Annotated in this window: 13 protein-coding genes; 5 read left to right on the forward strand and 8 right to left on the reverse strand. The window is 31.0% G+C overall.

What is annotated here, in order from left to right:
* Window positions 1-35: 35 nt before the first annotated feature.
* Window positions 36-446 (forward strand): type II toxin-antitoxin system VapC family toxin, encoded by a 411-nt coding sequence (locus ACEW8E_RS12390; RefSeq protein WP_373480655.1) that lies wholly within the window; start codon window positions 36-38, stop codon window positions 444-446.
* A 121-nt stretch (window positions 447-567) separates the two neighbouring features.
* Here ACEW8E_RS12390 and ACEW8E_RS12395 read toward each other — a convergent pair whose 3' ends face one another.
* The 6 genes from ACEW8E_RS12395 to ACEW8E_RS12420 form a co-directional block, all read right to left on the reverse strand.
* A complete protein-coding gene (locus ACEW8E_RS12395; RefSeq protein ID WP_373480656.1) occupies window positions 568-3,876 on the reverse strand; it encodes a tubulin-like doman-containing protein in 3,309 nt (1,102 codons plus the stop codon).
* Window positions 3,877-4,003: 127 nt separating this feature from the next.
* Window positions 4,004-4,360, reverse strand: a complete 357-nt coding sequence (locus ACEW8E_RS12400; protein WP_373480657.1) for a DUF86 domain-containing protein — start codon at window positions 4,358-4,360, stop codon at window positions 4,004-4,006.
* The gene (locus ACEW8E_RS12405; RefSeq protein WP_373480658.1) at window positions 4,347-4,661 is read right to left on the reverse strand and encodes a nucleotidyltransferase family protein; all 315 of its coding nucleotides are present in this window, start codon (window positions 4,659-4,661) and stop codon (window positions 4,347-4,349) included. Before ACEW8E_RS12405 ends, ACEW8E_RS12400 begins: the two co-directional genes overlap by 14 nt.
* A gap of 146 nt (window positions 4,662-4,807) precedes the next feature.
* Window positions 4,808-5,926, reverse strand: coding sequence for a vWA domain-containing protein (locus tag ACEW8E_RS12410; protein WP_373480659.1), 1,119 nt, complete (start codon window positions 5,924-5,926; stop codon window positions 4,808-4,810).
* Between the two features lie 114 nt (window positions 5,927-6,040).
* Window positions 6,041-8,203 carry a transglycosylase SLT domain-containing protein gene (locus ACEW8E_RS12415; protein ID WP_373480660.1) on the reverse strand — a complete coding sequence of 721 codons (2,163 nt, stop codon included), beginning with the start codon at window positions 8,201-8,203 and terminating at the stop codon, window positions 6,041-6,043.
* Between the two features lie 38 nt (window positions 8,204-8,241).
* Complete coding sequence (locus ACEW8E_RS12420; protein ID WP_373480661.1) at window positions 8,242-8,508, reverse strand: hypothetical protein; 267 nt, start codon at window positions 8,506-8,508, stop codon at window positions 8,242-8,244.
* A 717-nt stretch (window positions 8,509-9,225) separates the two neighbouring features.
* On the opposite strand from ACEW8E_RS12420, the gene ACEW8E_RS12425 reads away from it, so the two are divergent.
* Together ACEW8E_RS12425 and ACEW8E_RS12430 are read left to right on the forward strand one after the other, a co-directional pair.
* Entirely contained in the window at window positions 9,226-11,295 is a 2,070-nt protein-coding gene (locus ACEW8E_RS12425) for a cation:proton antiporter (RefSeq protein ID WP_373480662.1), read from the forward strand.
* A 212-nt stretch (window positions 11,296-11,507) separates the two neighbouring features.
* Entirely contained in the window at window positions 11,508-11,729 is a 222-nt protein-coding gene (locus tag ACEW8E_RS12430) for a DUF4327 family protein (protein WP_373480663.1), read from the forward strand.
* Between the two features lie 65 nt (window positions 11,730-11,794).
* Here ACEW8E_RS12430 and ACEW8E_RS12435 read toward each other — a convergent pair whose 3' ends face one another.
* Window positions 11,795-12,400 carry a hypothetical protein gene (locus ACEW8E_RS12435; protein WP_373480664.1) on the reverse strand — a complete coding sequence of 202 codons (606 nt, stop codon included), beginning with the start codon at window positions 12,398-12,400 and terminating at the stop codon, window positions 11,795-11,797.
* 145 nt (window positions 12,401-12,545) lie between these two features.
* Window positions 12,546-13,721, reverse strand: a complete 1,176-nt coding sequence (gene moeB / locus ACEW8E_RS12440; protein WP_373480665.1) for a molybdopterin-synthase adenylyltransferase MoeB — start codon at window positions 13,719-13,721, stop codon at window positions 12,546-12,548.
* 442 nt (window positions 13,722-14,163) lie between these two features.
* On the opposite strand from moeB, the gene pdxH reads away from it, so the two are divergent.
* Both pdxH and ACEW8E_RS12450 read left to right on the forward strand, forming a co-directional pair.
* Window positions 14,164-14,805 carry a pyridoxamine 5'-phosphate oxidase gene (pdxH, locus tag ACEW8E_RS12445; protein ID WP_373480666.1) on the forward strand — a complete coding sequence of 214 codons (642 nt, stop codon included), beginning with the start codon at window positions 14,164-14,166 and terminating at the stop codon, window positions 14,803-14,805.
* A 138-nt stretch (window positions 14,806-14,943) separates the two neighbouring features.
* Window positions 14,944-15,441, forward strand: a complete 498-nt coding sequence (locus ACEW8E_RS12450) for an NAD-dependent epimerase/dehydratase family protein (RefSeq protein WP_373480667.1) — start codon at window positions 14,944-14,946, stop codon at window positions 15,439-15,441.
* Window positions 15,442-15,580: the final 139 nt, after the last annotated feature.

Below are 15,580 nucleotides of genomic sequence, written 5' to 3' on the forward strand. Positions count from 1 at the left end.
GTTTATGATTCTCGTGGTATGGCAAAATTTTAATCATGTATTTATTAGACACAAATCATTGTAGTAATTTAATTTTTGGTGAGTTAAAAATTATTAATAAAATAGAGGAAATTAGCACGGAAAAAATTGCAATTTCTGTAGTGACAGAAGCTGAGTTAATGTATATGGCTGAAAACTCTCAAAGAATAGTAGAAAATTTAGCTATTGTTGAAGAATTTTTAAAAGATATACCTGTTTATAATATTGATAGCAAAGTCAATAAAACTTATGCAAAACTAAAGGGAAAAATAATGAACTATTTTGCCCCTAAAGATAAAAATAAACGCAGAAAAACTAAAATTTCTAATTTAGGAATAGGGGAAAATGATCTTTGGATTGGTTCTACTGCTATTATTAATAATTTAATTATTGTTTCGGCAGATAAAGACTTTATAAGAATGAAATAAGTTTGGAATTTTGATTTAGAAAACTGGCTTTAGTTATTGAGGTAATATAATGATAGAAAAACTTATAAAATAATGATTTTATTACCTCATAAGTTTAATTCTATCTTCTAATTCTTAATAATTATAAACCCAAGATATATTTTTTGATTTTATTTACCTCCTCTGTGCTTAAAATACCTTCTTTTTTCATTTCTAATAATTCTAATGGAGTTATATTTTTCCATTTCTCATAAAATTCTCGATCAACTTCTTCTGTCATTTGATTAGTATTATCATTATTTTTGTTTTTTTGTGCTGTTAATTGTTTCTGTTTACCATTAATTTTTCCTCCTGATAATGAAGATTTTTCGTTGACATTTTCGCCTTGTTGTGTATCATTGATAATCTTAACAAATCGATCATATATTCTTTTTAAAATACCATCTTTACCCAAAGAAGTTCGATCTGCTCTTTCTCCTAAAACCAGTTTTTTCTGATTATAATTAATGTCATATTCAGTTAATTTTTCCAATTCATCAACAAAGTTAATTAGATTAGGATAATAACTTTCTTGGAATAAATAAGGCTTTTCTTTTAATTCTTCTTCAATATTTTTTACCATATTAGCTAAATATTTTTTAATGGTTTCATTTTGAGTAATACTTTCTAAGGCTTCTTCCCAAATTCCACTAATTTCTATCTCGTAAGTTTTGCTTCTTAACTCATCTTCTAACTCTAAATAATAGTTATTACTATCACTAATTTTTTGAATTTTTCCGAAGGCTAAACAAGTATAAAAATTATCCTGCAATAATTCCATATCTCGCCCTTCTGGAGGGATAATATCAAGGAAAAAAATCTGAGAATCATTATGTAGATTATAACCATCATAGAGCTTTTTTTGTCGATCATATTGTTCTCTTAATTCCCTTAATCCGTTAACAATTCTAAGGGGAAAACCACCAAATTCTTTAATAATTACAATTTCATTTTTAGTTTGTAATGATATTATTACATCAGAATTAATGCCAATATTTTCAGTAATTAAATCTCGAAATTGTTTATTTTCTCTGTCATCAGTCTGTTTGAAACCAATAATTTGTTTACTCTTGTCAGCATCATTAACAAAATAAGGTGCATTACTATTTAAAGGTAATAAAACATCTGCTTCATCAATAATTTGTTTAAGGCGAGTTTGCCCGTCAGAAAAAGGATATTTTTGGATAAAACGACTAACTACTGACTCCGTTAAATCAAAACTTTTATCGCCGAATTTAGCTTCAATATTAGTATCAATAGTTTGACTTAATTCTTTTTGTTCAATAATTCTTTCTGCGGTAAAAAAGTATAGTAAAGAAGGAGGAAGTGTCGCAGTTTCATTAATTTTATGACTCACTTCTACCAACAAATTTCTTCTTTCTTGATCAGGTAATAAAACTTGATAATATTGATCATTATCATCAGCTTCAAATATTGCCTCACCATTAATTTCGTCATCATCAATTTGACTTAAATCTTCTCCTTTACGATTATAAAAACCTTCTAAATCTTGTAAAAGATTATAAAAATTACTGGTTTGAGTTTTTAATTGTTGTACTAACTGTCTTAAATTAGTTGCAATTTTCAAACTTTCATCTCTTAAAGTTAAATTAAAGTTTCGTTTTATTAATGTATTAATATCTTCAATACTAGAACTTATTTCATTTTTAAAATCTGTATTTTTAGTTTTATTAGATTTACCAAAAAAACCTTTTTTTTCTTTTTCTTTATCTTCACATATTTGGCAGGATTCGTCCCATTTTTTGAGAACATTATCTAGGGTAATATAAATATCAGCTTTCTGCTTTTCTTCTTCTAATTCTCTTACATATTCATTTAATTTAGTTAATAATGCTTCTAGCCAACCTCGACTATTATCAAGGGCAAAATAAGGGTTAGATGGTTCGAGTAAATTAGCTAAATAATCAATAATATCTTGACTAAATTGTTTTTCTAATTTTTGGCTATTTTTCTGTAATTGGGTTAACCATGTACCTCTAATATTTTCCGTTTCCCCTAGTTGCACTTTTTTGAATTGACTTTTTAATTGACTAGGCATTTTCTGGATAAATCTTTGTCTATCCTCTGGTTTTTGACAATTATCAATTTCTCCTTGAATTTTATTTTGCCAATTTTTTAATACTTGTTTAAATGTCTTGTCATTTTCTAGGGTAATAGCTTCTAATTTAGCTTGAAAAATATTTTTAATATCTTCATTTTTTGATTGCCAATTTAAAAGAAATTTATCTAATAATTCTCCTGAATCTGGACTTTGCCCTTCTCCATATAACCAGAAGTTAATTAACTTTATTTTTAATTTATTTAAACAGATAGCAATCGTTAAATCACGAGGAAAATAAATTTTTGATAAGCCAAAAGTCATGTATCTTTGAGCGTTAGGGCGAGGATGTTCATCATAAACGCTAAAATATTTTTTAACATTATCTCTATGGCCTTTAATATTAACAGAAATTTCTTCTGCAAAATCAGCAAATATTTTATGAGCAATTACTTGAGATAATTTGTCTTTTTTTACTATTTTATGTCCGCTATTGCTGCGATTTCCTACTAAATAAACAAAGTCAAAAGGAGGGCGATTTTCCCTGACAGAAAATAAATTGACTGGATCATAATTGGCATTAAATGTTGTGCCTTGAGCAGTATAATAATTTAATTCTTTTAAAGCAGCATAAGTATTGGCTTTCACACTAGGAGTATTGCCGTATAATTCGGGAGCGATAATTAAATATGCAGTGATTTCGCTATCAATTTCATAGCCATACAACTCTCTCAAACTATAAGCCATGTCGATAAACGTACCGCTTCCTGTCCCACCACATAGCGAACCTACAATTATAATATTAGTACCAGATTCAACGACAATATTTTTAGTCAGTAATTTTTGAGAGTGTCCTATTGTTGCGTTATCAGCAGTTCTAATGGCTTCTTGAATTTTACTGTAATTATGAAAAAAAGCTAGTCTGCCGACAGGGCGAATTGCGCCAGCACCGTTTTCAATAGATTTAACATCCTTTAATATTTGCTTGGGAAACCATGAACAGATATGATCATAGGGTGATTCTCTTTCATATTCGCTTCTTCTTTCTAATCCCTTACTCAAATCGTCAATTTCTTGCTTATTCATGGTAGCTGTAAGGGTTTCGGCTGGTTTAAATAAGATATTTTCGCCGTGATAGGTATCACCAGTTTTTAAACCACTAACTTGAGATGCGCCTTTATCGGTGTCTATATGCACGAAACTGACAACGGGTAACTCCCTTAGTTTACCATAGCGATCGACGATTAAACGGCGAATTTGCATTAAAATATCTCTACCAGTACCACCTAAGCCAATACAAATGGTACGTTTAATATTGAGGGTTTTTGTTTCTGTAGGGTTATTGTTGGGCATGATGATTATAAAATAATGGGGCTACTAATTAATTATCAGTAGAAAATGGGGAATTTATGCAAAAATTGAGATTTTTTTAGATTATTTGGTATTTTGTTATGACTTCTCCCCACATTTAAAGAAAATTTTAATATTCTGGAGGTAAAGGTGGCATTAATTTTTCTAATTCTATGACAAGATGAGGTATATCAACAGTAATAACTTGCCAGATTCTTTTCTGATTTATTTTTTCATATTGATGGGCGATAATATTTCTTTGTCCAATAATATCACTCCAAGGAATTTGAGGATTTTGTTGTTGAAAATCAGGAGATATTCTTCTTGCCGCTTCTCCTAAAATTTCTAATTGTCCCTCGATGCCACTTTGCAATAAAATATCATTTTGATAGTCTTCCCATAAAGTATTTTTTATAAATAAGAGTATTCTTTGACAAGATTGAGACATATCCCAAAGAAAGGCATAATTTTTGTTAATTTGATTCATAAAGAATATAGTTATTTTTCAAAATTTCATAACGAATAAAAGGATTAGAAAGTGCAGATTTTTCCACTAAATCAACCTCTTTATTAAACATATTTTTTAGCTCGTTTTTTAGCCTCACAATATCAAAAAGACTCCACATCGCGCTATCATCAAATGTTACTAAAATATCAATATCACTACTATCATTAAACTTATCTGTTAAAATTGAACCAAATAGAGCTAATTCTTTGATTAACCATCGATTGCATATCTCTTTTAATGTAGATTGTGGCAGATTTTTTACTTGTCTGAAATTCATCATTTTTTCGTTAATTATATAATTTATATACAGTAATCTAAATCATTAGTGAGAATTTTTGATCCTCTAACTCTAATGAGAAATTAATTAATTTTTTTCTTATGACTCAAAAAGGATTCTTATATAAACCTCAATTTATTATTTAATAATTAACCCTTAGATACAATAATTTTAATGTCAAAATCTCTATCATTATAAGGGCAATTAAGTCTAATAATGTTACCCTCAATTATCTGTTTTTGTGTTAATTCTCTACCTCTATAAATAATAGGTAAAATTTTTGTAGGCTCAATAAAAACTTTGTTTCCTTCTCTTTTTAAATAACCTCTAATTTCTCCTCCGTTACATTCTATGTCTTCCCCAATAGATAGACTTTCTTTATTTTTTAAATTAAGAATTTGTTTATCTTCTTCATTAGGTAATTCAACCTCTAATTTCCATGTTTCTTGTAAACTCAAATAATATTTAATTGCTATAATTCCACCACCCAATAAGCTAATTATTATGAAGAATAAAAGAGTAGTAGGTAGCCATAATTGACTTGTTATATAAGAGTTAACTAGACAAGTTTCTTTACCCCCAGGGGCAGGAGTGCAAAATTCTTGTACAGTAGGTTTAATATCTGCAACGCTGAGTTGATAATTGTCAATATTCTTACTACGCAAGTTGATGGGGAGATGATTTAACCAGTTAGCTCGATCAATACTTTCCTGTGATGTAGAATTACGATAAGGGCTATTAGCAGGAGTTTCTACCCATACATCTGAAGTTATACCTGCTTCGGTTTTTAAAGGTGCATCCGTTAACCACACTACGGATTGAGTTTTAATCGGTTGATTACTACAAAGACGATTTTGGTTAATTTTGGCTAAATTACGGTAAATAAAATGCTCTGCTTGTTGAATATCGGTGTTTTTCTCGTTTATATTCGCAGTAAAGGGAATTTGCTCGATAATGTTATCTATATCTTCTTTGGAATTGGTAAAGATAATCAAATTTGATAAACTAATGGGGTTAATGTCTGGATTAGTGGGGTTAACCTGAGAGGAAAAGGGTACAATATAAACTCGATCACCTTTGGTTAAACTATCTTGTACTATTTGTTTTAACCTGACTTTTCCTTCATCATCAAGACTAACACTTTCGGTTAAATCTACGGCAAAAACTACATCTCTACCACCACTGAATTTAGATACTAATTCTAAACCTAATTGTTGATTTTTTGATAAGGATTCACCAATAGTAATTTCTTCACAATTTTTAGCCACTTTTTCACCTGATATTTATTAATAATAGATAATTAAACATAAACAAAGAATAAATTTTTTTTAGTATTTATTTATTTTATTTACTGAAAATTATCTTTTTTATTATTATTTAGATTACTTTATCTTTTCTTGAATTTGAGGCTCATATAATTCTACATAATTCCAGTAATTAGCAAAAACTGACTCAATATAACCTTTTGTTTCTGGGAAAGGGATATTTTCCACAAACTCGTCAAAATCATCAAGAGGATAACGTTTTAACCAATTAGCCACATTACCTGGACCAGCATTATAACTAGCTACAGCAAGTAAGGAATTGCCATTATAAGTTTCATGAGTATGATTCAAATACCATGTACCCATTTTAATATTATCATTAGGATCAATGAGAGAATATTTTTCTAGTTTTATTTGTGGTGCAATCCATTTCCCCGTGTCTGGCATAATTTGCATCAATCCCGTAGCGCCGACAGGAGATTTAATTTCTTTCTCAAATCTTGATTCTTGACGAATTAAAGACACCACTAAAAACGGATTTAATTTTCTTTCTGTTGACCATTTTACGATTAAATCTTCATAATGAAAAGGGAATAAACCATGCCAATATTCAGGGCTATTTCTTAATATTTGCCATTCTTGATAATCTTCAGTATTATCTCGACGATTTTTTAATTCCCAAATAGTATTAATTCCTTGTAAATTTTCCCCTTGAATTTGTTTTATTAATCCTTGAATAAATTGCTCTGATACTGTTATTTCTTGTTTATTGCCTATTTCACCTCTAAATAAGTCAATAGCTTCCTGATTTTCTCCTATTAAAAACAACTCTTTAAACATATTAGAACCAGCAGGAGGAATTGGTCTAGTTTGAGGAGTTACTACTTTTAATGGTAAACTGCGAATGGTGGTAAAATCCCCCACATCTTTGCCTAATCTTACAGCAGATCTCCAAGCATAATACAAGTGGGGATATTTTTGTAAAACAAATTGAAAAGCCTTCGCCGATTCTTCTTTTTGCCCTAATTTTTCTGCCCATTTACCAACCCAGAAACCTGCTTTTGGTGCGACATCACTATCAGGATTATTGACGCTGATTTGTTGCGCCCATTGCCACGCAGAAACAAGATTATTACTTCTGGCAAATTCTTGTGCTACTTGCCAACGATAATCCCCAGCCTCATCAGAGTTAGGAAATTGTTGCAAAAGTTGATTTCTGACTTGAGTTGCTTCGGGAAATCTACCTAATAACGTTAAGATAGTGGCTTTTTGGCTTAAGGCTTTAGGCGCTTCTTTAGGGAATCGTTTATCTACTTTATTTAGATAAGATATAGCTTCATCCCCTTGATTTAAACTAGCCAGTCTTCTTAATGCTAAACCAGTGTCGGGTGCATCAGGAAATTGATTGACTAATTTAAGATAAAAACTTTTTGCCTCGGTTTTTTTATTTGAGACTTGATAACCTCTAGCAATACGATATAAATTTTCAGGGGTAGATGTAGCTTTTTCATAGGCTTTAGATGCTTGTAAATAATTGCCATTTTGCCAATAATTATTAGCGATAATTTCCCATTCTGATGGTTGTAATTCTTTACTAAATTCTTTTACTAATCTATCTAAAATTGGTTTTGTTTGTGGTGATAAATCATAGGTTGCCAATAACAATAATAAGTTTTTTTGTTTAGGGTTTTTTTCTAATAATTTACGAGCAATTTCATGGGTACGAGGATATTGAGGAAACCTATTGATGGCTTCTTGCCAATAGTTAGGTTCATAATTACCAAGTTTATAATAGGCTTCTGCTGCTACTAATTCAGTGGGAAATTCTGTGACTAATTGTTGCCAAATTTCTTGAGCTTTTTCCGTGTCATTTGTTAACTCGTAAGCCCTTCCTCTTCTTAATAATATATAAGGGGTTAAAACTGGGTATTCTTTCTCTAATTTTTTTAAAAAATCTAACGCTTTTGCACCGTCAAAATCACTTCTTAATATATCCGATGCTAATAAAAATCTTGCTCTACTTCTGTCTAAAGATGGTTTCTCAACCCCAGCGATAGCTTCTAAAGCTGTTTGACGCTGTTTTGGAGGAATATCTGCTAAGGGTAAAACCTCCGAAGGTGCATCAAGTCGATATTCTGTCTTTTCTACGGTGGGAGAAATAACCACATCTCCTAAAAGAGTGACTAGCTTGGGAGTTAAAATTGTAGCTCCTGCTATTCCAGCAATAATTAAAGCTACAGTAGATATAGATACTCGATTCTTACTTTTTTTTGTTTTCATCTATTTATTTGTCGTTAGGCTTAACATTGTAAATAGTATTATAGCTGATGACCAGTTAATTTCACTAAAATATCTTCTAAATTTGACGGTTTTATCATCATACCAGTTTTGTCCTCAATGCCGTTGATATAGTTATTCGCTTCTTCTATGGATGGGAAATCATACTTAAAACCCTCTCCCATTTGTTTGACTAAAATTCCTTCCTCATATTTGTGTCTAAACTCTGATAATGTCACTAATTCAATCAATTTTTCTTTATCAATAATTCCGATGCGATCGCACATAAATTTTATTTTTTTTTTCATGTAGTAAATAGTAATTAATATTTTAATAGTAGTGATTTTTCTTACACTATTAGGCACTAATAAACCGAAAATTTCTACTTTTTTAAGATCAAAAGATAAATCATTAACTGCAGGAACTTAATTATAAATTTTGGATACTTTATCTAGTCTAACGGTCATAGTTAAGAAATTTTTTAAGAGTAATAATTTATTTAATTAACATAACCTATAATATCATAATTTGAAGATCAATACAATATTTTATCTATTGTTATTATTAAATACTTTAAATTAATTTTAGAAAAGTAATTAAATACTTTGAAGTCAAATAGTAAAAGATATAAAGTATATTATTTGTCTATATATAAATTTAATAATCATGAAAGATAAATCAAAATATTGTTGATATTTATCATACTTATAAAAATAATAAAAAAGAATTTATATTCATGAATCTGTGTAAAATAGATTTGTTGTAAAATAATGCTTAAAATTTCCGAAAACTTTGGTTATAGCTATGAAAAATAAAAAATTATTTAAACTTTAACTTCCTAAAATATTTAGCGATTTTCCAATAACTTGGAGATTTCAACAGAAAAAAGACAATTACCTGCTAAATTATTAACTATAAAAAATATTACTTATAATCTCTTAATAATTGCATTGTCGATTACATAAAAAAACTTATTTAAAATTAAGATATTATATAAAAACATTAAAGTAAATTCTACTAAATATATGGAACAATTTTTTTTAACAATTCCTAAAAGTCCTATTGTAACTTTTACTATTCTTTTACTTATAATTGTAACTATTCCTCCAATTTTTGAAAAAATAAAATTACCCGGATTAGTTGGTTTATTAGTAGCGGGAGTTGTTTTTGGTGGTGAAGGTTTAGGATTATTAGATCACGAAAACGAATCGATGAAACTGTTAGCGGATATTGGAAAAATTTATTTGATGTTTGTCGCAGGTTTAGAAATTGATTTGGAGGATTTTCGCAAGAGTAAAAATCGCTCTTTAACCTTTGGTTTTTGTACCTTTATTGTGCCCTTAATTATAGGTACATTAGTCGGTTTAGCTTTTAATATGGGTGTCAATGCTTCCATTTTATTAGGTTCTTTATTAGCATCTCACACTCTTTTAGGTTATCCCATTGTTAATCGTTTAGGAGTAGTAACCAATGAAGCTATTGTGATTACCATTGGAGCAACTATCTTTACTGATATAGCGGCATTATTAGTGTTAGCTGTTTGTATCTCTATTCATGGGGGAGAATTTACCTTAAGCACTTTAATTATTCAATTAGCCAGTTTAGGAATTTATTGTGCTATTGTTTTATATGGTTTCGACAGAGCAGGAAAAGAGTATTTTCGACGCACAGGAGATGAAGAAAGTAATCAATTTTTATTTGTTTTATTAGCAGTTTTTCTTGCTTCCGTTGGCGCTCAATTTATTAATGTTGATAAAATTGTTGGTGCATTCTTAGCAGGTTTAGCCGTTAATGATGTGGTAGGAAAAGGGCCAGTTAAAGAAAAAATCGAATTTGTTGGTAGTACTTTATTTATACCTTGTTTTTTCGTTTCCATTGGTCTTCTTCTTCAAGTATCTAGTTTTATGACCACTTTGAGCCAAGATTTTCTCTTAACTACCGCCATTGTAGGTAGTTTATTTATTGCTAAATTTATCGCCGCCTTAATTCCTAAACTTATTTATAAATACAGTTGGGATCAATGCTTCACCATGTGGTCATTATCCTTACCTCAAGTAGCCGCAACTTTAGCCGCAACTTTAGCAGGAGTTAACGTTGGTTTATTATCGGAATCGGTATTTAATGCTGTTATCGTGATGATGTTAATAACCTCCGTAGCGGGACCAATTTTAACGGGTAAATTTGCACGGAATTTATTTCAACCTAAAATTGATATTAGCTTAATGGATTCTTCAGAATTTTTTGACGATGAATCCAAAGATCACCAGATAAATATACCTTACAAAATTATTGTCCCTGTCTCCAATCCTAATACAGAAAAATCTCTCATGGAAATTGGCTCAATCTTAGCTCGTCACGAATCAGGATTAGTCATGCCTTTATCCGTTGCCAAAGCTCATGTTCACATGGATGAACCAGAGTTAAAAATTGCCTTAGCTAATAGTAACAAATTAGTGGCAAGAGCTTTGCGTTATAGTCAGGAATTTCAAGTATCCGTTCAACCCATTATTCGCATTGACGATGATCTCACCGAAGCCATTACTCGTAGTGCAAAAGAAAATCAAGCTAATCTTATCGTTATGGGATGGAGTCCTAATGTCACTATTCAAGCTCGTTTATTTGGAAATTTAATTGACAACGTATTTTGGTCATCTCATTGTCCCGTAGCCGTAGTAAAATTATTAGAAGATCCCCTTAATATCCGTAAAATATTAGTTCCCATTAAAAATTTAGATCAAAAAACCCTTAATACCATTTACTTCGCTTCTATTTTCGCCCAAAGTAATCAAGGAAGTCTAACATTACTTCATGTTCATGAACGCAAAATTACCCGAAAGCAAATAGATATTTTTGAATCTACAGTTAATCTTGCTGTTAAAGAAATAGCCGCAAAAATTCCCACTACCATTAAAATACTCCGTTATCCCGATCCTGCTCAAGCAATTATTCATACCGCCAATAAATATGACTTTGATTTAGTTATTTTACGATCTATACGTCGTCGTACTGCTGGAGGATTAGCTGTTAGTGATGTTACTACACAAGTAATTAAAAATTTAGGACTCTCTCTTATTATCTTCGGTGAACCAAACTAAAAAAAATCTTGCCAAAATATATTTTGATGTGATATACTAAATCTTGAGCACTAATTTTCTACTCAAATTTGCTTATAGTTAGTGTTGAAAATAAAGCGTTGATCACGAGGCTTATTGAAAAATCAGAGAAAGAACCTCTTTTCTCGTGAAGACTTAACCAAATAATTAATCAACAGTAAATATCACAGTATCAGTAATCTAAAAAAAAGTTTATGGTTCATAAGCAACTACTTCATCCTATGGTGAAATTGCAACAAAAAGTATCTTCTCTTGTAAATTCTCAAATTATTTTACCTAACGATAACATCGGTAAAATTGCCTTATTATTTGGGGATGAATGGAAATTTCTTAAATCAGAATTGTTAGCCTTTGGCTTTTCCATGCAAGATCCCGTCAGTGACATAATTGTAGTGGAAGACTGGGACGAAGAATAGTCAATAATGAACAATTAATAATTAAAAAGTTAAAGTAATTAATTATTAACTGTTCACTTATGGAATTATTGCTGATAAGAAGGAAATAAATCTCTAGGAAAATCCTCCGCACTTAAACAGGTTTCCATCGCTTGAATGGGATCTTTTACTTCAGGAGTACGAGATAAAGCGATCACACATTCAGAATGTCTAGTAGGTAAAAGACTAGCTTGACAAGTATTTAATGCCATCATGACGGGAGAGACTTTAGCGGTTAAATTATTTTCTCCATCTTCAGTAGCAAATTGATTTATGGGAGATTCAGCCATAGCTTCCGTTTCTTTTTTCTCAATTTTAGCTGAGGGGGCTGGAATTAAAATACTATTACGATTAATATTTACCACACAATTACCCATATCTAAAGGTCGTCTTACTTGATAACAACTTTTAAGGGCATCAATGGCTTTAATATCCGTATTAGTACTAATATTACGAACACAAGTGGATAATTCCCTAGGTACTAAAGCATCTGCACAACCAGTTTGTGCTTGTTTCACTTCCACTCCAGAGGAGGTTAATTCTTGAAGACAAACATCAAATTGATTATTAGCTTTTACACTATGGGGAAAAATAAACGTAAATAGAGAAGGGGTAACCAAAATAAAGGTTGTTAATTTAAAAATGCTTTTCATAAGAGAAATTTGCGTAAAAACTATATCTCAATATATCCCATCTAAATAAATAATCAAAAAAGAAAAATCAACAATTAACCATGGGCAATTTATTTTAATGTTTAAAAAGTTAAAAAATAATTGTCCACCGTTAATTGTCAATAGTTTAGTATTCTGGCACAGAAGAATCTACTTCTTTACTCCAAGCGGCAATACCACCTTTAACGTTAATGCCTTCGATTCCTGATTGTTTTAGAATTTGTAAGGCTTTTGCCGAACGTCCACCTAGTTTACAATGAGCGATCAACCGTGATTTTCCTTGTAATAATTCTTTAACTTTTGCAACTCCGTCACCGTCTTCAATATCTGGTAAAGGAATCAATACAGAGTCAGGAATTTTGGCTATTTGATATTCGTTAGGGTTACGCACGTCAATTAAAATATAGTCATCAGCATCACTATCTAAAAGGGTTTTAAGTTCAGTTACAGTCATTTCCTGCAATTCACTTTCACTTTTAGCTGCTTGGGCTTGTGCTTGGGGAATACCGCAAAATTGCTCATAATCAACTAATTTTTCAATGATAGGACGTATAGGATTAGGACGTAATTTTAATTCACGGAATTTCATTTCCCATGCGTTAAATAACAACAAACGTCCACTTAAGGTATTTTTTGCCCCTAAAATAATTTTAATGGTTTCGGTGGCTTGGATTGTGCCAATGATGCCCGGAAGTACTCCTAAAACTCCTCCTTCAGCACAAGAAGGTACCATTCCCGGTGGTGGTGGTTCTGGATATAAGTCACGATAATTCGGGCCACCTTCATAGTTAAAAACCGTTGCTTGTCCTTCAAAACGGAATATCGAGCCGTAAACATTAGGTTTATTGGACAATACACAAGCATCATTCACTAGATAACGAGTAGGGAAATTATCTGTACCATCAATGACTATATCATAAGGTGCAATGATGTCTAGGGCGTTTTCTGAACTTAACCGAGTTTCGTATAAATCCACTTGGCAAGAGGGATTTATCTCTAAAATTCGGTATTTGGCAGATTCAATTTTTGGTTTACCTACCCAAGATGTACCGTGAATAATTTGTCGTTGTAAGTTGGAAGTATCAACTATATCAAAGTCCACAATACCAATTCTACCGATACCAGAGGCGGCTAAATAGAGAATCAGAGGTGAACCTAATCCCCCTGTCCCGATGCAGAGTACACTCGCTGCTTTAATACGTTTTTGCCCTTCTAAGCCGACTTCAGGCAAAATTATATGTCTAGCATAGCGTTCATACTCATCTTTATTAAGTTCTATGGCTTCTAAATTAGGATTGAGCATTTTATCTTTATATTTGCCAGAAATTAATTTCTGTTTTATTCTTTAGACTAAGCAATTATATCACTTTGATAACTTCTAATTACTTCTGTTGATGGTTATATTTTACCAATGTTAACTACTCATACTGAATCCAAGAAAACCTAAATTCGGTATAAAATTTCGGTGGTGTAAAGGGTAAAGGGATTAAAGTTGATTTTTTAACTTTTGCTTATCCAATTATTTTTGATCTGATGCAAAGATCTCAGTTTGAGGGTATTAAACTCATGACGAAAGCTACGGATGCTCTATGAGAAGTTAATGTAAAATAAAAAGTACTATTAATTTTGATTAGGAAAATATCAATTTAACTTAATACATTGGACAATCTGATAATTGGAATAAGTGTAATTTTTGAATTTGTGTACTCATTGAAAGATAAAAATATTAAATAAATAAAAACAAAATGGATCTTGCTAATTTTAGGGAAGAATATACTCTCAATGGTTTAAGACGAGAACAACTCAATGTAGATCCTTATCAACAATTTGAATTGTGGTTTCAACAAGCCTGTAATGCAAACTTACCAGAACCAAATGCCATGAGTTTAGCAACGGTTTCAAATACGGGTGAACCTATACAAAGAATTGTACTTTTAAAATATTTTGATAGTGAAGGATTTGTTTTTTTCACCAATTATGAAAGTAAAAAAGCTCGTCATATTGAAGAAAATAGTCAAGTATGTTTGTTATTTTTCTGGATTGGCTTACAACGTCAAATACAAATAAGAGGAAATGCCGTCAAAATTTCTCAAGGTGAATCTTTAAAATATTTTATCACTCGTCCTAGGGGTAGTCAAATTGGAGCATGGTGTTCACAACAAAGTAGTATTGTTACTTCAAGGACAATATTGGAACTAAAGTTTGAGGAAATTAAACAAAAATTTCATAATAAAGAAATTCCATTACCTTCTTCTTGGGGCGGTTATCGAGTTATACCTTCAAGTTTTGAGTTTTGGCAAGGTAGAGAAAATAGACTTCATGACAGGTTTGTTTATTCTCGGCTACAAGGTGAATCTGAGTGGAAAATTCAACGATTAGCTCCTTAATTTTATTAATCATAATCTTATGTCAAAATATTTTACGTTTTTTTGAAAAAGTCCTATTATAAATATTCTTGTTTATTGTTAGTAGTAAAATTTCACCAATAGAAGTAATTAGTAAAGTTTAATCAAACAAATTAAATTATGAGTAAAATTGTATTAATAACTGGTTCAGCGGGGTTAATCGGTTCAGAATCGGTAAAATACTTTGCAGGGTTAGGTTTTGATGTGTTAGGCATTGACGATAATATGCGTCAATTTTTCTTCGGGGAAGATGCTTCCACTGAAGGTCAGAAAAATTATCTACTCAGTGATTACAAAAAAAACTACACGCATTTTGACGTGGATATTCGAGACAAAAGCTCGATCGAACCTATCTTTGAGAAATATAGTAGCGATATAAGCCTAATTATCCACACGGCAGCACAACCTTCCCACGATTGGGCGGTAAATGATCCCCATACTGATTTTACCGTCAACGCCAATGGTACACTAACCTTATTAGAAAGTACCCGTAAATATTGCCCCCAAGCCGTTTTTATCTTTTGCTCTACCAATAAAGTTTACGGCGATCGCCCCAATTTTTTACCTCTTCAAGAAGAAGAATTGCGATGGGAAATTGACTCTAATCACATTGGTTAGAAGTTAAGGTGAAAAGCAATGTGTCAAGGGGTTTTCATAGAAAAAATTGTCCAAATTTTTCCCTTTATCTGGAAAAGGAGCAATAATCAATTTCATTCTTGGTTTTCTTTGTCTTTTGATAATTCCTAAATCTCTATTT

Source organism: Geminocystis sp. (genome assembly GCF_041753295.1).
Taxonomy (GTDB): domain Bacteria; phylum Cyanobacteriota; class Cyanobacteriia; order Cyanobacteriales; family Cyanobacteriaceae; genus Geminocystis.